This is a genomic window from Desulfomonile tiedjei DSM 6799 (genome assembly GCF_000266945.1).
GTDB classification, from domain to species: Bacteria; Desulfobacterota; Desulfomonilia; order Desulfomonilales; family Desulfomonilaceae; genus Desulfomonile; species Desulfomonile tiedjei.
In genome coordinates this window covers 105,045-126,542 of sequence record NC_018025.1, presented here as the reverse complement: position 1 = coordinate 126,542, position 21,498 = coordinate 105,045, and the positions used below count along the sequence as shown (strand labels likewise).

16 protein-coding genes are annotated in these 21,498 nt (G+C 49.9%); 9 read left to right on the top strand and 7 right to left on the bottom strand.

Annotation, left to right across the window (positions count from 1 at the left end; genetic code table 11):
* Positions 1-61: 61 nt before the first annotated feature.
* Positions 62-664: a D-sedoheptulose-7-phosphate isomerase gene (locus DESTI_RS00535; protein WP_211213731.1), complete on the bottom strand. Its 603-nt coding sequence runs from the start codon at positions 662-664 to the stop codon at positions 62-64.
* Between the two features lie 246 nt (positions 665-910).
* Here DESTI_RS00535 and DESTI_RS00530 point away from each other — a divergent pair, with 246 nt between their 5' ends.
* The 3 genes from DESTI_RS00530 (at position 911) to DESTI_RS00520 (ending at position 6,041) form a co-directional block, all read left to right on the top strand.
* Positions 911-4,045, top strand: a complete 3,135-nt coding sequence (locus tag DESTI_RS00530) for an efflux RND transporter permease subunit (RefSeq protein ID WP_014808012.1) — start codon at positions 911-913, stop codon at positions 4,043-4,045.
* Between the two features lie 232 nt (positions 4,046-4,277).
* On the top strand, positions 4,278-4,886 hold the full coding sequence (locus tag DESTI_RS00525; protein ID WP_014808011.1) for a hypothetical protein: 609 nt from the start codon (positions 4,278-4,280) through the stop codon (positions 4,884-4,886).
* A 330-nt stretch (positions 4,887-5,216) separates the two neighbouring features.
* Positions 5,217-6,041, top strand: a complete 825-nt coding sequence (locus tag DESTI_RS00520) for a hypothetical protein (RefSeq protein ID WP_014808010.1) — start codon at positions 5,217-5,219, stop codon at positions 6,039-6,041.
* A gap of 68 nt (positions 6,042-6,109) precedes the next feature.
* Here the strand turns inward: DESTI_RS00520 and rnhB are convergent, their stop codons facing one another.
* The gene (rnhB, locus tag DESTI_RS00515; RefSeq protein WP_014808009.1) at positions 6,110-6,775 is read right to left on the bottom strand and encodes a ribonuclease HII; all 666 of its coding nucleotides are present in this window, start codon (positions 6,773-6,775) and stop codon (positions 6,110-6,112) included.
* A gap of 620 nt (positions 6,776-7,395) precedes the next feature.
* On the opposite strand from rnhB, the gene DESTI_RS00510 reads away from it, so the two are divergent.
* The gene (locus DESTI_RS00510) at positions 7,396-8,499 is read left to right on the top strand and encodes a DUF3141 domain-containing protein (RefSeq protein ID WP_014808008.1); all 1,104 of its coding nucleotides are present in this window, start codon (positions 7,396-7,398) and stop codon (positions 8,497-8,499) included.
* 549 nt (positions 8,500-9,048) lie between these two features.
* Here DESTI_RS00510 and radA read toward each other — a convergent pair.
* Complete coding sequence (gene radA, locus DESTI_RS00505) at positions 9,049-10,416, bottom strand: DNA repair protein RadA (protein WP_014808006.1); 1,368 nt, start codon at positions 10,414-10,416, stop codon at positions 9,049-9,051.
* A gap of 541 nt (positions 10,417-10,957) precedes the next feature.
* Between radA and mnmL the strand changes: the two genes are divergently transcribed.
* Positions 10,958-11,944 (top strand): tRNA modification radical SAM protein MnmL/YtqA, encoded by a 987-nt coding sequence (mnmL, locus tag DESTI_RS00500; protein ID WP_014808005.1) that lies wholly within the window; start codon positions 10,958-10,960, stop codon positions 11,942-11,944.
* 54 nt (positions 11,945-11,998) lie between these two features.
* On the opposite strand, the gene DESTI_RS00495 is transcribed toward mnmL, so the two are convergent.
* The 3 genes from DESTI_RS00495 to DESTI_RS00485 form a co-directional block, all read right to left on the bottom strand.
* Positions 11,999-12,208 carry a dodecin family protein gene (locus DESTI_RS00495; protein WP_014808004.1) on the bottom strand — a complete coding sequence of 70 codons (210 nt, stop codon included), beginning with the start codon at positions 12,206-12,208 and terminating at the stop codon, positions 11,999-12,001.
* Between the two features lie 62 nt (positions 12,209-12,270).
* A complete protein-coding gene (locus DESTI_RS00490; protein ID WP_014808003.1) occupies positions 12,271-13,071 on the bottom strand; it encodes a pseudouridine synthase in 801 nt (266 codons plus the stop codon).
* A gap of 60 nt (positions 13,072-13,131) precedes the next feature.
* Positions 13,132-14,352 carry a zinc-dependent alcohol dehydrogenase gene (locus tag DESTI_RS00485; protein ID WP_014808002.1) on the bottom strand — a complete coding sequence of 407 codons (1,221 nt, stop codon included), beginning with the start codon at positions 14,350-14,352 and terminating at the stop codon, positions 13,132-13,134.
* A gap of 222 nt (positions 14,353-14,574) precedes the next feature.
* Between DESTI_RS00485 and ftsH the strand changes: the two genes are divergently transcribed.
* The 3 genes from ftsH (at position 14,575) to acpS (ending at position 17,923) form a co-directional block, all read left to right on the top strand.
* Positions 14,575-16,494, top strand: coding sequence for an ATP-dependent zinc metalloprotease FtsH (gene ftsH / locus DESTI_RS00480; protein ID WP_014808001.1), 1,920 nt, complete (start codon positions 14,575-14,577; stop codon positions 16,492-16,494).
* Between the two features lie 188 nt (positions 16,495-16,682).
* Positions 16,683-17,543 (top strand): dihydropteroate synthase, encoded by an 861-nt coding sequence (folP, locus tag DESTI_RS00475; RefSeq protein WP_014808000.1) that lies wholly within the window; start codon positions 16,683-16,685, stop codon positions 17,541-17,543.
* Positions 17,540-17,923 (top strand): holo-ACP synthase, encoded by a 384-nt coding sequence (gene acpS / locus DESTI_RS00470; RefSeq protein WP_014807999.1) that lies wholly within the window; start codon positions 17,540-17,542, stop codon positions 17,921-17,923. The genes folP and acpS overlap by 4 nt, the downstream gene beginning before the upstream one ends.
* A gap of 33 nt (positions 17,924-17,956) precedes the next feature.
* Here acpS and DESTI_RS00465 read toward each other — a convergent pair whose 3' ends face one another.
* Positions 17,957-18,226 carry a hypothetical protein gene (locus DESTI_RS00465; protein ID WP_014807998.1) on the bottom strand — a complete coding sequence of 90 codons (270 nt, stop codon included), beginning with the start codon at positions 18,224-18,226 and terminating at the stop codon, positions 17,957-17,959.
* A 771-nt stretch (positions 18,227-18,997) separates the two neighbouring features.
* On the opposite strand from DESTI_RS00465, the gene DESTI_RS00455 reads away from it, so the two are divergent.
* Positions 18,998-21,079, top strand: coding sequence for a DEAD/DEAH box helicase (locus DESTI_RS00455; protein WP_169316360.1), 2,082 nt, complete (start codon positions 18,998-19,000; stop codon positions 21,077-21,079).
* Positions 21,080-21,498: the final 419 nt, after the last annotated feature.

Below are 21,498 nucleotides of genomic sequence, written 5' to 3'. Positions count from 1 at the left end.
GTTCGGAGAGTCCCGCCAAAGGCGGGATTACAAGAAGTTCCTCCCCGATATTCTTTTCCTGCTAGTCCACATGGGCCAGATAACTTGCAATAAGGTGATCCAGGACCATGTGAGCATCTTCTACAGGGCCGTACTCACCCTTGTTCGTTACAAAATGAACACAATAATGTGCAATATGCTTTATGCGACCACCGTCGAATCCGGTAAAAGCCACAGGAATTCCATTGTTTTCTGCAGCATAGAGGAGGGCATTCACTACGTTGGGTGAATTTCCGCTTGCGGAAATGCCGACCACGATATCTCCCGGCCGCATGAGATTACGGAGTTGCCATGAAAAGATATTTTCGTATCCGATATCGTTCGCGAGGCAGGTAAGAAACGCTGGATTGGAGGCAAGACAAAGGGCACGGAATGGAGTCTTGCCTTCCGGAGAAGCGCCGAATCCAAGATCGTTCGCAAAATGTGCGGCTGTGGCAGCGCTCCCGCCATTTCCGAGAAAGAAGATCGTGCTACCTCGAGCTCGTGCCTGAAGAAATAACTCTATGATGCGTCCGATTGCTTCCCGGTCGATGCTCTGCAAGACCGAAATCAGCCGGTCAATGTATCTTTCGGCATGGTCCGAACCTGCTTGTACATGAGCGGCCCATTCTTTCGATTTACACACACTCTTTTCCATTATCTGCCTACACTTCTTCACGATAGGGCACTACACAATGTGTGGCCCGGAATCCCTCATGTTCTTGCTGTTTCAAGGTTCATTATCATCTTGCTCCCGGTCTGGCAAGAAGCATTCGAGAAATCATGAATACTCAGCATCAGGAAAGCAGCCAAAAGCACGAACGGGCAAGCCGCTGAATCTCTTTTGCAAGAGCTGTCAATGCGGTATCATTGTTCCCGTGAGAGGTTCCCCATGAATATTGCCGAAGCGTCCGTAAGGTTTCCCATAACCGTTATCGTTCGAGTGCTGCTCGTTTTGGTTTTCGGGTACGTATGCTTGACCTTCTTGGTTGTCGAGCTAAAACCCGATACCGAACAGCCGGTTCTGGTGGTTGCGACCAAATTCCCGGGAGCGGCTCCCGAAGAAATCGAAGGCGAAATAACGACTCGTTTCGAGGACAATCTAAGTGGCGTCTCCAATCTGCTTTATTCACATAGCTTTTCTCCGTACGGTCAATCATTCATTATTCTCAATTTCAAGCCGGGAACAAATCTGGATCTTGCAGCAGCAGAGTTGCAACGGAATCTCGATCGGGTAACCGACCTTCCGTCTGCTGTTCAGAAGCCTCAGATTTTCAAAGCTTCCGAACGCGTGAGTCTGCCGGTCTATCAGTTTTCGCTCACCGGGAACGTAGACATCGTAACCATGTCTACGTGGGCTGACCGCGAGATTGCCCCGCGTATCAAGCGAATTGAAGGCGTAGGGGACTGTCAGTTCGACGGAAACCGCAATCGCGAAATGCGCATCACGTTTGATGCCGAACGGTTGAAAGCCCGACAACTCACTGTATCGGACATAAAGAACTTTATCGATCGCACCAACCTGAACAGGAGCGGCGGCTACTTCATTGAAGGAACACGTGAATGGACGGTTCGTACCGTCGGCGAACTGCTTACGGCAGAGCAATTCCGTAAAGTCATCATTTCAAAACCGGGCGAGCCTATCATTCATCTCCAGGATGTTGCGATCATCGAAGATCTCTATGAGCGGCCGGATTCCTATTGCCGCATCAATGGAGTAACCGGAATCAGCTTCAGCGTTTTTAATCAAGTGGGCGCAAATATCGTCAATACCATCGATCTGGTTAATCGTGAAATAGCCCTGATGAACAAGGAATATGGGCCTCTCGGAGTCAAATTCGAAAAATTGTACGATCAGAGCACCTATATTCGAGACGCGGTCCGAATAGTCACATATAGCCTCATTGAAGCTGTCATTCTTGTTTTATTGGTGCTTTTCCTGTTCCTCAAGAAATGGAGAAGCATCTTCATAGTGGCAACGTCCATACCTGTTTCCATTATCGGAACGTTCATCGGGATGTATGCATTCGGGTACTCGATCAACGTACTGTCTCTAGCGGGACTTGCCTTGTCCATCGGACTCGTGGTGGACGATGCCATTGTGGTGCTGGAAAATATTCACCGTCATCGTTATGAGGAAGGGAAGAACATCATCCGAGCGTGCGTGGATGGTACGAGAGAAGTGGGCATGGCTGCTTTCATGGCTACACTTACGACAGCAGCGGTGTTTATGCCGATTCTCCTCCTCAAGGGCGAGGTTGGGACACTTTTTGCTCCAGTCGCATTTATTATCTCCTGCGCTGTGTTCATGTCCCTGTTCGATGCATTTACCGTTGTGCCGATGCTCGCTTCCCGCTGGATGCGCAATGAAGAAGAGCCGAGGGGAGCGCTCAAGATAATTCTGATGCCTCTCAACTATCTGGATCGCGTGGGAACCCTCGTGGCAAACGGTTTCATGTGGTCGTTGAAATTCTTCATGCATGGCTATGGTCGAAAAACGGCATTAATACTGGGGATAATCATTCTGTTCGGAATCTCCCATTGGCTTCTTCCTGGTATGGGATATCTGCCCACGGGGGGAACAAATCTGGTCCGGATGAAAGTTGACTCGTATGAAGGCACCAGTCTGGAAGAAAACAGCCGCGTCATGTCCATAATGGAAGACCGGTGGAAAAATATTAAGGGCGTTCGGCATATTGTCGCTATTCCCAATAGGAATTCCTTTCGGAACATGGTGTATCTCGTGTGCGATCGCGAAGAAGAAAGTGGCGTACCAATTACTCAGGTGGCACAGGATGCGGTAAGAGCGGCAAAAGACCTTCCGGTCAAAGACATCAATCCGATTCAGTTTCCCTTATTCGGTAACATCTATTCACGCTCCAATGTGGTTGACGTACGGATCATGGGCAAAAGCTATCTCGTTATCGAACAACTCGTGCAGCAGATCATGGAAATCGGCAACACCACGAAAGGGATTATTTTCCGATACACGGATTTGGCACTCAAAAAGCCCCAGATCGAAATCAGAGTGGATCATCAGCGTGCCGCTCATTTCGGGCTCGAAGTACGGGATGTCGCCGATGCGGTGGAAGCTGCGGTGGGTGGACAAAAAGCAACGTCTCAGTACGATGTTGACGGACGTTATTTTTATATCCGGGTCAAGGGTCAGGAAGAAGATTTTTCAACTGTTTCCGACGTAGGGAGGATAATTCTTACGTCACCTCAGAAACCCGGAGTGCAGATTCCGCTCACCAGTGTAGCCTCCGTGGAAACCACGTTCGGTCCACTCCAGATAACTCATTATAACTCCAAGCGAAATGCGCGAGTTCAATTTACTATTCAAGATCGTCCTCTCGGCGACGTCTTCAATGAAGTCGTCTCAAAAATTTACTCCACCGTGGCTTTTCCGGTTGGCTATTCGATCATTCCTTTTGGTGCAGTCAATGAACTGAAGAAGCTTACGGACGCAGTCAAGTTTGTATTTCCGCTTTCAGTGGTGGTAGTGTATCTCTTGCTCGTCATGCAGTTCCAATCGTTTGTGCGGCCGTTATCGATTCTCCTGAGCGTTCCACTTTCCATAATAGGCGCAAATGCGCTGGTAAAAGCTACGAATATTCCCTTCGACTCGTTTACTATTCTGGGTTACATCATGATGGTGGGACTCGTCGTGAAAAACGCGATTCTCCTCATCACGTATGCTGTGCAACTCATCGAAGAACACGGGATAGCACGTGATGAAGCCCTGATTCTAGCCAGTCAGAGAAGAATGCGACCTATCTTCATGACAGCCATTTCCATGGTGCTCGGAATGCTTCCGCTTGCATTGAAACACGGTGCGGGAGCGGAAATCTACAACGGTTTGGCTATGGCGGTTGTGGGGGGACTCTCCGTCGCGACCCTCTTCACTTTGATCTTTATACCCATCGTGTATACGGTTTTGGACGATCTCAAGAATCGTATTTGGAGGGTTAAACCGATAGATTTCGACAGCGCACTTTCGGATGGTCCCGGAAGCACGCGAATTTGATAATTGTCTGTACTGGATTGAGAGTTCACAATTCTATCCGTTAATATAGATCATCTTAAAGATGTGCCGGCACGGAGGCACGGCACCCACCAATATATAGTTGTGCATGACCGAATGTTCCTTCGGCTCGATTAAATTATTGACTAATTATCATCCTTTATGCTAAATTTAGGTCATAAGTTTTTGAATTTTTTGGGGAGGATTGACTGGATTATTAGTCAAGGAGTGTGAAATGAGAAAGATCCTATGCCTCGGCCTTATTCTTTTATGCGCGTGCAGCGCTGCTTATGCAGAGGAAGAAGAAATCTACTGGGACCGATTTCCTCCCGCAGACCCGGTGATCACCGAAGATGATTACAGTCTGGATTTTCGGGTTCCTTCAACTAAATCTTTTGGAGAGCAAGAGATTTACGACAGTTTCATCCCGCCGGAGATAGAGGCTTCGCCGGAAGAGGGAAATGTACCCCAGGCTGCAGCTCCGATTCAGCCTGCCCCCCGTCCCGCAGTTCGCCAGGAAACAACTCCGCGGTCATTGACTATACAGCGTCCGGCAGATCGACGTCCGGCTGCTCCGGCACAACCTCCGGCCGCCCGGACTGCTCCGAAACCGGCAGAAACCAGCCCGGGAGTCGAGTCGTTGCTACCGAGTGCAGAGTCGAAGACTCAGATCCAGGATGAAAAGAAGAGAGGCACTCCTGTTCAAGCCACAGGTGGAGAAGCCGATAAACCGTCAGGTAAGAAGATGAGATGGGGCCAGGTGGACACACAGAAGAAAGCCGATCAGCCCGCTCCCGAGCAGCAATCCGATCAAAAATCGAAATTTCAGTGGGGTCGTCAATAATTATTAAGACCAATATGTTTTCAAAGCAGTAATACAGGGAACCTGTCTTGTAAGATAGGTTCCCGGGCCCACTAAAAAATCTATCACTTTCCATATCAGTCCTTAGCCGGATCGTTCACTATTTTCCTGTCAATAACAGCCTTTTCTTCAGCCGAAATTACGTGGCAATTCTTTCGTTTGCGTCAGCGGCCACTCGCATAAGCCTGCGATTCATCTGAAGTTCTTGAGAGGTTCCTTATTGTATGCTAAAGTATGTTAGTTAGCCAATTGCCGATCGCTTAAGGAACATTATTATCGTTCCATGAGTAAAAATTGCTGAGGGGGCTTAAAATGAGACAATTGATCTTCTTAATCACGGCAATCATCCTGTTGTGTGCATCTGTATCCGGAGCACAAGACACCCCCCGTGACAAGCCAATCTTGATAGTGCCACAAATCAACATGTTTCCTAATTCAGAGATCAAATCCGATGAAATCCTGCTCGGCCTTTTTCCGTCAAACGTCGGCCCTCTGATTTTACCCGCGAAGATTACCGTAACCTATGGCATCGATCATCAGCGCAACAAGATCGTACGTGCCGAGGTTGGCTTTCCCGAACAGCCGCTCTTCCTGATCAAAGGATTGCCGGATTTGAAAACCGGCCCTGTGAGGACAGCATTTCTCGGTGACAGGTTCATCTATCCCGGCGAATCCGTTCTGTTCATGACCCCGTGGGAATCCACGGACAATGCTCGGGAATCACATCCATTCGTTCGGGTTTTTGGCAATGTCATCAAGGCCGGCCCAAAAACATTTGTATGCAACTATAAGGCAGAGTTCACTGACGGTGAGAAAACTCAAGTATTGGACTACTACAAAACCCGGAATCGACCGGATATCCAGGATCCTGCTCCCAGAGCGGTGCTTGATCTGACGGAGCATGGCATTAAGTACGATTTAACGAAACACATGGAACTTCCGACACTGCTTTGGGCAGGAGACATCGATTCGGACGATAAATTGGATCTTTTTATGTGGTGGCCCTGTCCGGGAAGATCCGCGGGAGTGTACACGTTGTACCTGTCGTCGCTTGCACAGGAAGGCAATCTTTTCGGCAAATTACAGGTCGGCGTACACACGTATTATGACTGTCCTCCGGAAGAGAGCAGACAGTAAATGGAATTGTGCTTCCGTCGCAGGAATGCCAATGTGAATTGTTGCGACGCCATGGCAGGCAGTAATTGCTATTCTTCCTCATCACATGACGAAAAGAGAGGAAGTTCAGGTTGTTTCACTCCCTTGAATCCTGCCCTGTGGATGGGGCAAGGTCCATGCCGGAGAATGGCTTCCCGGTGAGATTTGGTAGCATATCCCTTGTGCTTGTCGAAACCGTACTGGGGGTACTCGTCGTGAAATTGCATCATAAGCCGATCTCTTGTGACCTTTGCGACGATTCCCGCAGCAGCAACCGAGAATGAAAGCCTGTCACCCTTCACGATGGTCATTTGGGGTAATTCGACCGGCAATTTCATATTACCGTCTATGAGGAGATAGTCCGGCGGCGGCTCGATTGCATCGATCGCCTGTTTCATAGCGAGCTTCGTCGCCTGATAAATGTTGATTTCATCAATAATTCGGGACGATACGATGCCGATACCGACAGATGCGGCTCGTTCCATGATTTGCGTGTAAAGAGCTTCCCGAACGGGCGCAGTCAGCAGTTTGGAATCATTGACTTCCGTTATAGGAGCCGACGCATGCATGATTACTGCTGCGGCAACCACAGGTCCGGCCAGCGGACCTCTGCCGGCTTCGTCGACACCGGCTATTCTGCGGGCTCCATGTGAGAGCGCTTCTTCCTCGAAACGGAACGACACGACAAACTCCCCGGTAAGTTTGACTCCAGGCAACCATCTACCCTCCGCAAAACATTCGACAAACCAAAAGAAGTCTCAAAAATACGCTTATGGCAGGAATCTGTAAACTACAATTTAAACGATCTGGTTGGCAGGTTTGCGCAGGATTTGACGATTCGACATCATATCAGTGGTGAATTCCTGGAAAATAGGCTACCTGGATACGGTTGTTTTCAGAGAACTTGACGCTCGCGCGTATGAGGCTGGCATTTACCCGGGGTTTTTCCCATGAGAGGTTAGTAGATGATATTGCGAAAAAAAACCCGTTCTTCTGCAATTAATGGTTGACGAATTCCGGACAATCTCTTATAAGTTCGACCACTCAGAACTCTTAGTTCAAATGAGCTTCTTTTCGAGGCATTTGAATTATTCTGGGGCGGGCTGTCGTGATAAGCCTCGACCATGATTTTGCATGGCGTGACGGATTTCCGTTTCTCCTCCCGTCTGCCTTCTGAAACCTCCCGCCGCAAACTGAAGATCACAATCGAATATCAAAGCTGATGGCTACAGCTTTGCCCGTTGCTCCGTGAGTTGCGACCAGTCTCGAAGTTTGTCTTGGAGAAGCGGTGAACTAACTCCGGTAAAAGGGAGAAGTTTTTGAATGGAAGGGAATCATGACAATAAGCTTTGACCATTACATGCATTCGGTTTCCGAAATGGATTTCCGGAAATTGAACTTGAATTATCTTTTCGCCGAGAGGTTTTGCAGATTCACCAGGGAGCTGCTTTTATCGGATAAGCCCGAATGGCAATCCGAGAATGTCGTTGTGTACGAAACGAATGCCTTCAAATTGAGACAATTCACGCCTCTGAGGTCCGGTCCTCCTTTGCTGATTCTGCCACCACAAGCAGGTCACCATTCCTGCATAGCGGATTATGCTTTGCCGGACCAGTCGCTGGTCGCGTTATGCGGGAGGCACACGGATAGCACGATATACGCTGTTGAATGGAAGAGTGCCGATATTTCCCGATGCCACGAAACCATAGACGATCTGGTGAACCAGGTCCGCCATTGCATCCGTTTCATCGGATGCAATGTTCACGTTATCGGCTTGTGCCAAGCAGGATGGCTTGCGAGCATCTACGCCGCTCTCTTCCCGGATGACATTTTGTCCCTCATACTTGGGGGCGCTCCCATCGATTTCACCGCGGGCGGAGGAAAAATCCAGGAAATGGTCCAGAGTCTTCCCCTTGCCTTTTATGCTTCGCTCGTTCAAATGGGAAACGGCGTCATGAAGGGCAGGTTCATCGTGGACGGGTTCAAGAATATGAACGCGTATGATCGGTATATCGGGGATTATGTGAGACTCTACTCGAATCTCGATAATCCTGTCGCAGTTCAGCGCTCACGAAAATTCCGAACCTGGTATGAGTACACCCAGGACCTGGCGGGAGCATGGTACCTGCAAGCAGTGTATGAACTGTTCAAAAGAAACAGATTGGTGAGAGGCAAACTCAAGGTCATGGGAAGACATGTTCGCCTTGAGGAAATTACCTGTCCAGTGGTCCTCATTGCAGGAGAGAACGATGACATTACTCTCGAACCACAACTGTTCAACATGGAAAAGCATGTTTCAGGTTCGGTGTGGAAGATTATGATTCGCAAATGCGGACATATCGGTCTTTTCATGAAAAAAGACGCTCTGGAGAATTATTGGACCCACGCTCTGGATTACGTGTTGGGAAAACAGGAGGAACAGACTGCAGTCGCAATGTAGCGAATCTCGGTTTCTACGAGTTCGCAGTCAAAAGGAGGACACATTGGGGCAGAGGTGCTTCGAGATTTTATGGCGAATGCCAAAAATTCTAACGTTTATCCCATGCTCCAATACAAGATCCTATTGGGGGACCGGCGTCCCAGCGTCCCGAGACTGTCTCAAAAATCGAAATTTATCCCAGACCGTGGCACGAAGTTCTCATCATCCTCACGGCCTGATTGTAGGGGCGCCCCTCGTGGGTGCCCGGTAGTGACCGGCCTCAGTGCCGGTCATTCCGGGAAGGGCAGGCACGAGACCTGCCCCTACGAGGATGATGAATCGTGGCACGATCTTTGCGCATTCGAAAATTTTGAGACAGTTTCTCCCTGGCAGCACATTCTACTGATATCATTGATCATATTGAAGATGTGCCGGCACGGAGGCACGGCACCCACCAGTATTTCTATTCTTCAATCGGACATTCATTTTGGCAATTGTCAGAGAGCGCTGAGCCCAGTGGCTCGGCCGAACGCAAAGCTAGGAAATGAGCCGCGCTAAGGGCATAATCCATTACTCGAAAAGAGCCGCGCCCAGTTCACGGATCCGGGATATTCCAATTCCAACTACTTCTCTGCTTTTGGGGAATTGATCCAGATTAGACACAGGCCCCACAATGCGAGTGTATCCAAGTCGACTGGCTTCGTGTAACCGAGCTGATGCCCTGGAAACACTGCGAATCTCTCCGGCGAGACCTATCTCTCCAAACACCAGAGTTCCGGAAGGTATGCTCTTGTCGAGGAACGATGAGAGCATTGCCGCTGCGATTGCAAGATCCGTGGCCGGTTCGATGGCTCGAATGCCACCCACCGCATTGAGAAAGATGTTCTGATCTCCAAGAACAAGCCCGAGTTTTTTCTCCATCACCGCAATAATGAGTGCGAGTCGTTGAGCATCGATACCAATGCATGTGCGGCGTCCCTGGCCCGGTACGGGTCCGGTGACAAGCGCCTGCACTTCGGCAAGAATAGGACGGGTTCCCTCCACGAGAGCCGTTACAGCCGATCCGGATGCATCACGCGGTCTTTCCGACAAAAACAATTCTGACGGATTGGCAACTTCAGACAGACCTGCATCCGTCATTTCGAATACACCGATTTCACTTACCGATCCGAAACGATTCTTGACAGCACGAAGAATCCGATAGGGGTGGCCTCTCTCTCCCTCGAAATAGAGCACTGCATCAACCATGTGTTCCAGCAGTTTGGGACCTGCAAGATCCCCGTCTTTGGTCACGTGGCCCACGATGAAACACCCTGCTGACCCGCGCTTTGTCGTCTGGAGCAATCGACCTGCCACCTCGCGAATCTGCATCGGACTGCCCGGGTGGGAATCGGAAGCTCTCGAAAAGACGGATTGCACGGAATCCAAAACCATCACTGACGGAGCTGCCTGGCTCACTTTATCCAGAATCGTCTCCAGCTCGTTTTCAACCAGCACCAGGAAACCGTTTCCGGCAAGTCCCAACCTGTCGGCCCTCAATTTGAGCTGTTCGAAGGATTCTTCTCCGGAAACATAGAGAACCTTTTCGCCTTTTCGTGACAAAAGCCCGAGCGCCTGCATGAGCAACGTTGTCTTCCCGATACCCGGATCGCCACCCACCAGTATGACGCTTCGCCGGACCACTCCACCGCCGAGGACTCTGTCCAGCTCATGAATCCCTGTGTTTAGGCGGGGTTCATGAAGGCTTTGGACCTCTGAAAGGCACATCAGATCGTTCTGTTCGTCCGGGGAGACCACGCGAGCAGGTCCACCTCCCTTTGAGACGGAGACCTGCTTTTCCCCGATGGTATTCCATTGTCCGCATCCGGGGCATCTTCCCATCCATTTCAGGAGTTGCTTGCCGCACTCTGCACATATGAAAACAGTTTCGTTCTTCACGTTGCTCCTGTGTTGGTTCAAGTCTGAGCCGTCAATGACACACACGCAGGTGTGCCCTACCAAGATGCCTGACCAGACTTTTAATAGTGATTGCCAAAAACTCTGACGTTTATCCCATGCTCCAATACAAGATACTAGTCGGGACAGGCGTCCCGGCGTCCCGAAACTGTCTCAAAAATCAAAATTTGTTCCAGATCGTGGCACGAAGTTCTCATGGTCTTCACGGCCTGATTGTAGGGGCGCCTCTCGTGGGTGCCCGGTAGTGACCGGCCTCCGTGCCGGTCATTGCAGGAGGGCAGGCACGAGACCTGCCCTTACAAAGATGATGAATCGTGGCACGATTTTTGTGTATTCGAGAATTTCGAGACACCCTCTCCCTGCCGGTCCATTCTAGCGATATCATCGATCATATTGATATATGCCGGCACGGAGGCACGGCACCCACCAATATCCTATCTTCAATCAGACACTAATTTGGGTAATTGCCGGATTCCTCGAACACGGGTGTGCGCGTAAAAGCGAATCGTGGTAGAATTCTTCCATGACTCAAGCGCATTACCGCACTCTTTCTTCCTGGCTAAAGCAAATCTTCGGAGAGCCGGTCCGAAAAATCAGCATCGATGTTGGATTAGGATGTCCCAACCGTGTTTCGTCCCCTGGCTGCATCTACTGCAACCCTCGCGGGTCCGGAACTGGTGCCCATGCGAACGGGTTGACAGTATCCGAACAGGTTGCCCGGGGAATAGAGTTTCTTTCTCATCGCTACGGATGTCAGAAGTTTATAGCGTACTTTCAATCATATACGAATACCTATGGCCCTCCGGAACTGCTGGAGTCCTTGTACAGGGAGGCTTTGGCCGACCAGCGAATAGTGGGACTCTCCATAGGAACTCGGCCGGATTGCGTACCCGATGCGGTTCTGGACATGATAGTCGAGATTCGGAAAGAGAAACTCGTCTGGATAGAATACGGCCTTCAATCTGCACATGCATGGACTCTTGCACGTATCAATCGCGGGCACGATCCTGAAGCATTCTTCGATGCCGTGCGTCGGACACGCAGCCGGGACATTCCGGTAGTCGCGCACCTGATTCTCGGATTACCGGGCGAATCCGTTCAGGATATGGTGACCACCGCACGGGCGGTTTCCGCTGCCGGAGTAAATGGCGTAAAATTGCATCCACTCTACATAATCAAGGGAACGGAACTGGAAAACATGCTGCAAAAGGGTACCTATGCTCCTCTAACTGAAGAGGACGCCATAGATATGACATTGTCAGTCATTCAGGCACTGTCTCCTGAAATTGTGGTGCATAGACTGACTTCGGACCCGCATCGGGATGAGCTCGTCGCTCCGCTGTGGATGCTCGACAAACGGGGTGTGAGATCCAGATTGGAACAGGCACTGCGTTCCCGGGATATTCGGCAGGGAACAACATGGGGGCGGGCTTCATTAGTTGACGAAGAACAAACTGCACCGCTTCAACTGCATACTATCGATGCCGCCGATCAAAGTCGCAAATGGTAGTGTGTAGAAGTGAGGCAACGCGGATTCGAATTGAATCACATCAAAGGATAACAACTACTCTAAAACAAAAATTACTTCCGCGGTTACACGATACTCTTGGATGGAACCACCTTCGCACATTACTCTGAATTCCGTGATTTTCATGCCGGTAATGTTACGAAGTGTCTTGTTCGCTCGCTCGAATGCAAGCATAACAGCATCATCGAAGCTATTGGGGGATCCGGCTACAACCTGGGTAATTCGGGCTACTCTTCCTTCTGCCATTGTCTTCCCTCCCTTGCCCGGCTGCCTCACAGGTTCAGAGTAGATAAAACACGCATCCGTTGTCAACTTTTCTCGGTTTTGTCCGCTTTATTTTTTGTTCTGGTTCTCGAGCTCTTCTTTTCCGGCCCGAGTTCCTCCTGCATAAGCGATTTCAGCTTCATAATTTCCGATTCACTCAAGGGCCGCATTGCTCCGGTGGCGAGATCGCCCAGTTTGAAGGGGCCGAATGCTATGCGTCTGAGTTTTCTCACCGGATAACGGATTATAAAGAAAATACGTTTAATTTCGTTTTTCTTTCCCTCATGGAGAGTCATTCTGATCCAGGTAGTAGTCTTTTGCCGTTTAATTACACTGTAATCGACTACTCCCACGCGGTCCCCTTCACCAATGCTCATTCCTTTTTTTATTGCGCTCAGGGCGCGGTCGTCGGGATTTCCCCGTACCTTCACAAGGTAGGTCCGTGGAATCTTGTTCCGGGGATGGCTCAGTTTCTGTGCCAGTTGACCGTCATTGGTCAAAACCATGAGGCCTTCTGCATCGAAGTCCAATCGCCCGACCGGAAAAAGATGTTTTTTCATCTTCTTCACGAAGTCACCGACACATGGGCGTCCCTCAGGGTCGTCCATGGTGGAAACCACATGCCTGGGCTTATTGAACAGATAGTAGGACTCCACTTTCTCCGGGGGCTGGAGAAGCTTTCCATCAATCTTAATGTGGTCTTTTTCCGGGTCCGCTTTTACCGTCGGATCCACAATCACCTGACCGTTGAGCGTGACTCGACCTTCCAGGATCATCTCTTCTGCGCCCCTGCGAGATGCCAATCCCGAATCCCGAATAATCATCTGTATTTTTTTCTCAGCCATGGGGACACAATTCCGAGATATAAGTTTACGATCCGATGTCGTTCGTGAAAAAAGAGACTTTCATACAATATGCTGAAAAACGGCCTTTATCGCCTTCGACGCCGCCCGATTTTCCAATGCAGTGAGTGCCTCTCTGTACTGATCGATCATGAAACGGTGAGTGACAAGTTCCGTAATGGGAAGACTTTTTCCCAACGCCATTTCCAATGCAATATCAAAGGTCTCTTTGCCCTGAGACTCGGTTCCGGAAAAAGAGGGTCCGAAAACGCGAATTCCTCTCAACATAATTGCAGTCATGTTGATATTCGAAAAACCTTTCATCCCCATGACAACAACTTTCTTCTCTTCTCCGGCAAGATACAGCGCGTCTTCCACATTATCCCTGATTCCCGTGGTTTCGTACACCAGATCCGCGCCGCCTGCAATCGTCGGACGATGAGGGCTGACATAATGAACTTTCTTCTTCAGAAAGTCACCGGCAAACTCGAAGGCAGTGCCGCGCCCATGGGTAAAACCGACCTGCACATTCGGATGCGCTGTTCGAGCGCGATCTTCTTCAAAAGAATGCTCGGCTAAGACGAGAATACGATTATGATATCCTAACACATTCAGAGCCATCAGTGTCAGAAGTCCAAGAGAACCGGCTCCTATCATGATAATTGTATCATTCGGAGCAGGTGGGTGCTGCAAAACCGCTCTCAGAGCACGGGCAAACTCCGGAACCATGATCATTTGGTCGGTTTCCACAGATCGAGAAATTGTCCGGACCTGAGATTCGTGTGCGAGGAATGAATCTGCCCATCCACCGGAAGTGTTCTTGCAGGCTCCAATCATCATCCCCGGTCCTGGAAACGGACCCCAGAAATTGCGGCACATGGAATAGTTGCCTGAGCTGCACGGATCGCACAGTGGGGTAATTCCTCGTGCCTGGCATGCGATAACCGGATTCACCACAACCCGTTCGCCCAACTCGACTCCCTGGACCTGTTGGCCGATTTCCGTTATAATTCCTATATTCTCGCACCCGGGTACAAAGGGAAACGAGAGAAAACCGGACAGAGCCAGCCAGTCATTGCGGATAAAAAGCGCTTCATCGAAATCCGATATAGCGGAATAAATGGATCTTATTTTGATCCAGTGGGGCGCAGGATTGGCAGGTTCGGCGGTTTGAATCAACTCAAGGCTAATTGCGGCGGGGGACTCGATATTGCGCAAGAATTTGGTCTTAACTCTGTACCATGCTTCATTCTTGACCCCTACGTTGGCGACCAGTGCTTTCATGATAGCCTCTCTCCCCATGATTCCAACCGCTCTGGTTGATAATGTGCCGGGAAGGTTTTGTCAAGAACGAGCAATGGGAAAATAGAGCTTTAAAGCGGCGGCGAAACTTGACAATACAAGTGTCCTCGCACATTCTTAATTAATGAGGCCGGCAGATTGCCCGACCTAAATTTTCGTGTTATATTGGGTTAGTAATCTCAGACAAGTGAACGGAGCATATTCTTGAACGGCATATACAAGAACTTGGGCCTATGGCTGGTTATATTTTTGGTAATGATCTTTTTGTTCCATCTGTTTAACCAGACCAAGTCTACTCACAAAGATATAACGTACAGCCAGTTTCGACAGGATGTCGATCAGGGTGCTATCAAATCGGTGACTCTTCAGGGGAACCGGATAAAAGGGATGTATGTTGACGGGAGCGGCAATTTCAAAACACTTGCTCCTTCGGATCCCGATCTGATCCCTACTTTGATGAAGCATAAGGTTGACGTTCAGGTTATGCCCGAGGATGACAATCCCTGGTATTTGACAGCCATAATTTCATGGCTGCCTATGATATTTCTCATAGCGATTTTTGTCTTCTTCATGCGCCAGATGCAAGCGGGTGGCGGAAAAGCCATGAGTTTCGGCAAAAGCAGAGCCCGCCTGATTTCGGAGTCACAAAACAAGATAACGTTTCAGGATGTAGCCGGTGTGGAAGAGGCAAAAGAGGAACTCAAAGAAATTATCGATTTTCTGAGAGATCCCAAGAAGTTCACGAGACTGGGTGGAAAAATTCCCAAGGGCGTGCTGCTCATGGGAGGACCGGGCACCGGAAAGACCTTGCTGGCTAAAGCTGTTGCCGGCGAGGCGAGTGTGCCGTTTTTCTCCATTTCAGGATCGGATTTCGTGGAAATGTTTGTCGGTGTGGGTGCATCCCGGGTGCGAGACCTTTTCATACAAGGTAAGAAGCACGCGCCCTGCATTATTTTCGTAGATGAAATCGACGCTGTGGGACGTCATCGTGGAGCAGGACTCGGAGGCGGCCACGACGAACGTGAGCAAACCCTCAACCAGCTCCTGGTGGAAATGGACGGATTTGAAACCAATGAAGGGGTAATCCTAATCAGCGCGACCAACCGGCCCGACGTACTGGACCCGGCACTGCTCAGACCGGGACGATTCGACCGACAGGTTGTGGTTCCTCCGCCCGACGTGCGTGGGCGCACTGCTATCCTGAAAGTGCATACGAAAAAGACTCCGATAGCAACGGATGTAGAATTGGAGACCATCAGCAGAGGCACTCCGGGATTTTCCGGTGCAGATCTTGCCAATCTGGTCAATGAGGCTGCTCTGAATGCTGCTCGCAGAAACAAGAACCAGATTGAAATGGCGGATTTTGAATTCGCAAAAGATAAAGTGCTCATGGGCGGCGAACGCAGGAGCCTCGTGATAAGCCTGGAAGAGCGACGGAATACGGCATTCCATGAAGCGGGTCACGCCTATGTGGCTCGTATGATGCCGGGGACCGACCCGATTCACAAGGTAACCATTATTCCTCGAGGCCGAGCACTGGGCGTTACCCAGCAGTTGCCGTTGGATGACCGGCACACCTATGACAGAGACTATCTCCTGAGCCAGATAGCGGTTCTCATGGGGGGTAGGGCTGCAGAGGAGATCTTCCTGGAACACATGACCACGGGCGCGGGAAACGATATTCAACGTGCAACGGAGTTGGCACGAAAAATGGTCTGCGAATGGGGCATGAGCGACGCATTGGGGCCCCTCACCTTCGGTCAAAAGGAAGAACAGATCTTTCTCGGCAAAGAATTTGCCCGGCACAGAGACTATTCCGAGCATACTGCTGTTCAGGTGGATGATGAAGTTAGACGCATCGTCACTGAAAATTACAAAATTGCTCGAAAAATCCTTGAAGAGAACAAAGAGGTGCTGGAGCGAATAGCAGAGGCACTGCTCGAACGCGAGACCCTCGATGCCAATGAGATCGAGAGCCTTATTCAAGGCAAGAAATTGCCCGATGTGACCCCGCCTCTTCAAGAAACCAAGCAAGATGAGGAAAGGGGCCGTGTCCAGGTATCTCTCGATGACGGAAAAGTCATAGTCAGCGGTACCCCTGCCGCTGGGCCGGAAAAAGCATAGATCGGCTTCTTTCTTTTGAAACGATCTGATGATTGATGCCAATTGGCGTTCAAAATCCCCCCATTCCACCTTTAATGAAGGGAGGTTAGAGGGGATTTTCGTCTGACTTTGAAAGCAAATTGGCACGAAAATAGATCCTCGATGCAGGCGCATCGGGGATTTTCATATCCAATATGCCGGGTGGACGTATGGATCCTCTCTTCATTCCTTTGCCGCGAACCATTCTTGATGCACGAAATCGTACCCTCGTTATGGGTGTGATCAACACCACCCCGGATTCCTTCTCTGATGGCGGAGTCCACTATGAAAGGCGCGACGCTGTTGCATCCGCTCTCAAGATGCTCGACGACGGAGCAGACATCCTGGACATAGGTGGTGAAAGTACCCGGCCGGGATCTTCGTACGTCGATGAGACCGAAGAACTGCGAAGAACTATACCGGTGATCGAGGAAATCATCCGCTCACGACCCGATGCAGTGATCTCGATCGATACTCGTCGAAAAAACGTAGCTGAGACTGCCTTTAATGCCGGGGCACAGATAATCAACGATATTACGGGCTTCAGAGATGACCCCGATCTCGTGCCATTTGCTCGAGACAGTGGTGCAGCTCTCATTGTCATGCACATGCTGGGTACTCCCAAGACCATGCAGCAGGAAATCCGCTATGAATCGTTTCCTGGAGATCTTTACGGGTTTTTCGAGGAACGCATTGCTGTGCTCGAGGGAGCAGGAATATCTCCTGAGAAAATTATCCTGGACCCTGGAGTCGGGTTCGGCAAAACCTTCGATCAAAATCTTTTACTGCTGAACCGAGTGGATTATTTCATGCCCCTGGGCAAAGCGATTCTTATGGGGCCCTCGAGAAAGGCGTTCCTTGGGAAAATTCTTGACGAGCCTGTTCCCGGAAATCGCGATACCGGAACACTCGCTGCAATTGTCGCAGCCATACTCAGGGGAGCGGCGATAGTACGGGTTCACGATGTAAAGCCTGCAGTTCAGGCGTGCAAGGTAGCCGATGCAGTGAAAAGGGAACGGATAAGCGCATGATTCTCGGCATCGGTGTCGACCTGGTTCCTGTGGCACGTATGAAACGTGTACTCAGGAGCAGGTGGGCCGACCGATTTGTATCACGAGTGTTCCTGCCGGAAGAAATAGTTCATTGTAAGAGTGCCCCTGATCCGGCTCAGAGTTATGCAGCACGATTCGCGGCCAAAGAGGCAATGGCAAAAGCGCTCGGAACGGGCTTCACCCGAGGAGTAGGTCCGGGGAATATTCTTGTCGCGGGAAGTGAGGCATCCCGTCCTGAGATCATTCTTACAGGCCGTGTAAGCGAGCTGGCAAAGGACATGCAGATCAGGTCGATTCACGTCTCTTTATCGCATACACAGGAAACTGCAGCCGCTTTCGTGGTTGTAGAGACAGTATGAGCATCTTCGCTGCTCGTTGAAAGAAACATTTTCTCAGTCGGATTCAATCTGTTTATCAAATTCTTTCCAGAACTTCCGCTCGCACCGTTCAACACACCGGGCATACAATCTCATTTGAGAATCATAGATTCCTCGGCCGCGCCCTCCGCCGCTTCGATCTTCTCCGATCCACTGACGGCAATTCTGTAAACACAGTTCACGTTCGGATGCTGGGCTGTCCGATTCGCCATATGCGGTCATGACAAAGGTCTGAGCAAGCAAAAGTACTACTGCGGCAACTCCATAGAGAATCTTCTTGTTCATGTCAGTGCCTCCTTTTGTACCCATTATAGCAGTGGAAGGAGGTGAGTCGCCATGGAATTGGAGAAGTGTGGTAGAACTCAAGGAGTTGGATTGTGCCTTTATAGTCTTTGCCAAAATAGATGACCGGAGACTAAGTGCAGATGTTATACCATTTCGCAATTATGCATATAAGATAGCGCAGGCTGAGGTGTTCTGAGCGGAGTGATTAGACGGCTTTGCGTCGTCCGGAGCGAAGGATACCTCCAGCCTGGTATCCATTCAGTTATACGTGGGGAAAATCCCCCCTCCCCCCTTTATAAAAGGGGCTGGGAGGATTTGAATCGGACAAAACTTTCGGCAACACTATAACTCAGCTATGAGCGCTAATATGGCTGAGACGTGCCGACCGGCAAGAGAAATTCTTGTCTTTCCAGGTTTTTTTTGCATAATTCTTACTTGGTTGAAATGAAACTCGATTTAACGATCCGGCACCTGGAACCATTAGCGAATGTGATTGTCTTATAAGTGATTGTTTTTTCAGAAAAATAGCTGATTTCGAACGAAAGTAAGGCCTTTCGATGAAATCTTAATCTCCTGACGTCCGCTTGTCTATGGTGGAAAATACGGCTGAACACGAGTATTATTCTCATGCCCAGGTAATCGCTACCGCTGAACAAGACCCATCCAGCCCGGCAGTCGACATGATCGATTGCCTGGTTATCAACCCTTATGCAGCCACTGTCTCTCGCTCATCTTGAGTCGAGATCTGAATAGCGTAAAGAAATGAAAGCATTGAGAAAAAAGATAATAGATTCCGCAGAGAAGCGGAAAAAACAAACATGGCATCAACGAAAGAAATGGAAGCCTGTTGTTCAGGAAGAGTCAATTCCAAGAGCTCATAATGCGGTGTTACCGCTCCTGGCCCATATCGGAAAACCCGAACCGACACCCTTCGTGCCCGATCCTTTTCAAATAGAAGCTCTGGAGAGAATTCTCAGGGAAGACGTGGTTGTCAGTGCTCCGACCGGATCCGGCAAGACATGGATTGCAGTTCAAGCTGCAAAAGAATACCTTGTACGGGGTTGCGGCATCTGGTACGCCACTCCACTCAAAGCCTTATCCAATGCGAAGTATGAAGAATTCGGCGAAATATTCGGAAGAGAACGAATAGGCATTCTCACGGGTGACCGCAAGGAAAATCCTGATGCGCCCATTATAGTGGGTACAACGGAAATCCTGAGAAACCAGCTCTACGATGCAATGGAGTCAGGCCGCGACCTTGCTGTAGACATTGTGATCCTTGATGAAGCGCATTATCTCGGCGACATCGATCGAGGTGTTGTCTGGGAAGAAGTCCTGATTTACCTGCCGGAGCGCGTACGCGTACTACTCCTTTCGGCGACCATCTCCAACGCCGAAGATGTGTCCCGATGGCTCATGCACGTGCGCAAAACCACGTGTTCCGTGGTGCAAGCTACCGAAAGACCTGTTCCCTTGCATGTCATGTTTTTGACTCCGCAGAATCTTCTCACGCCTTTTTTCAGGGGCAGCAGACTTTTTCCAAAGGTTCAGAGCTATCTTAAGACCGAAAAGGGGCACAGGCGTTTCGGGGCAAGCCCATTTCCGGATATGAATCGTATCATGTCGGTTTTACGGGAATTTCAACTGCTGCCCGCGATTATCTTTCTCAAATCAAGGGCCGATTGTGACAAGGCATTGGAATCGCTCAATCCTTCTCCTCTGGATCCGGAAGAAGGAGGATTCAGTGAAGCAGTAATGTCCGAATCCAAGAATTTTCCTGAATTGAGTGCTCAAAGACAATTCGACCAACTCCTGACACGAAGAGCGGGGTCCCACCACGCAGGCCAACTGCCGGGTTGGCGATTACTCATCGAGCGTATGATGGTGGCGGGGCACCTGGAAGTCATATTTTCTACATCCACTGTTGCCGCAGGAGTGAATTTTCCGGCTCGAACGGTCGTCCTGTTGCAGAGCGATCGGTTCAATGGCAGAACTTTTGTGGACATGACCTCAACGGATCTTCACCAGATGACCGGCCGAGCGGGACGAAGGGGCATGGACAATGCCGGGTTTACACTCATTATTCCCGGTAGGTACATGGATCTCCCGTTGGTCAGAGAATTGTTGCTTTCAGAACCCGAGCCGCTGCAATCGAGAATCGGCGTTAACTTTTCTATGGTTTTAAATCTGTTGCTTTCTCATGATCCGGCCGGGGTGCAGGAATTATTGGGATACTCATTTTCCGCTTTTCACGTTAATCCCAAAAGAGCTGAAAAGGTGAAACGATTCCTTCAGACGAATTTCAGGAAACACTTAAGCTTGCTACAAGAGCTCAATTATATAGATGAAAAAGGTGTCCCCACACATGACGGTCGATGGGCTGCAAGACTCAGGCTCGATCATCCCCTTTTGATCGCGCAGTTGATTCGGGAACGAGAATTCAGCGACCTTAATTCCAAGCAGTTAGCGGCACTGATGGCGCCGTTTGTTATGGATAAAGATAAGGAAATCGTTATCAGCCGGGAACTTTGGCAACGAACGAACCCCCTGTGGAAACGTTTCCGCAGCATGCTTCAGAAGCTCAAACCACTCGCCGAGTTATTGATAAACCGTGGATTCGATGTGCCCAATATCATGTTCTGGCCCGCTGCAGCAGTGTTCCTGTGGGCGGAGGAAGTAGAATGGGGCGAGTTGATCGAAAACGTGGATGCAGATGAAGGCGATCTGGCAATGCTCATTTTGAGGACCGCGGACCATCTCAGACAACTCCTGTCTCTGGAGAAAGAGGAGCCGAAATTGGCTGCGACGGCAGCAAAGGCTTTGAGTTCCCTGATGAGAGCTCCTCTCGTCTGACCGGGTCTTTTCTGCAATTGTATGGTGTTTCTCAAAAAGCTCTGAAGTAATTCGATGCCTGTAAAGAGACTGTTGGTATTGCCCGGCGTGGCTGTCGGGCACAATAGATGGGTTCATCTACAGCAACTCTCATAATTAGTGACGGATTGAGGATAAGATTATTGGTGGGTGCCGGCTTCCGTGCCGGCACATCATCAATATGATCAATGATATCGATAGAATGGACCGGCAGGGACGCCGGCCCCTACCATAATCCTTGCCAAAAGTCTTGTCTGATTCAAATACCCCCAGCCCTCTTTACGAAACGGGCCTAAGAGGCAGGCCTGGATGCCACCACTGTCACTTTCGAGAATCACGCTATCACTTGGGAGAGTCTTTTTGGGAGGTAGCAGGGAGGACTTTCTGTAAAATCCTTCCCT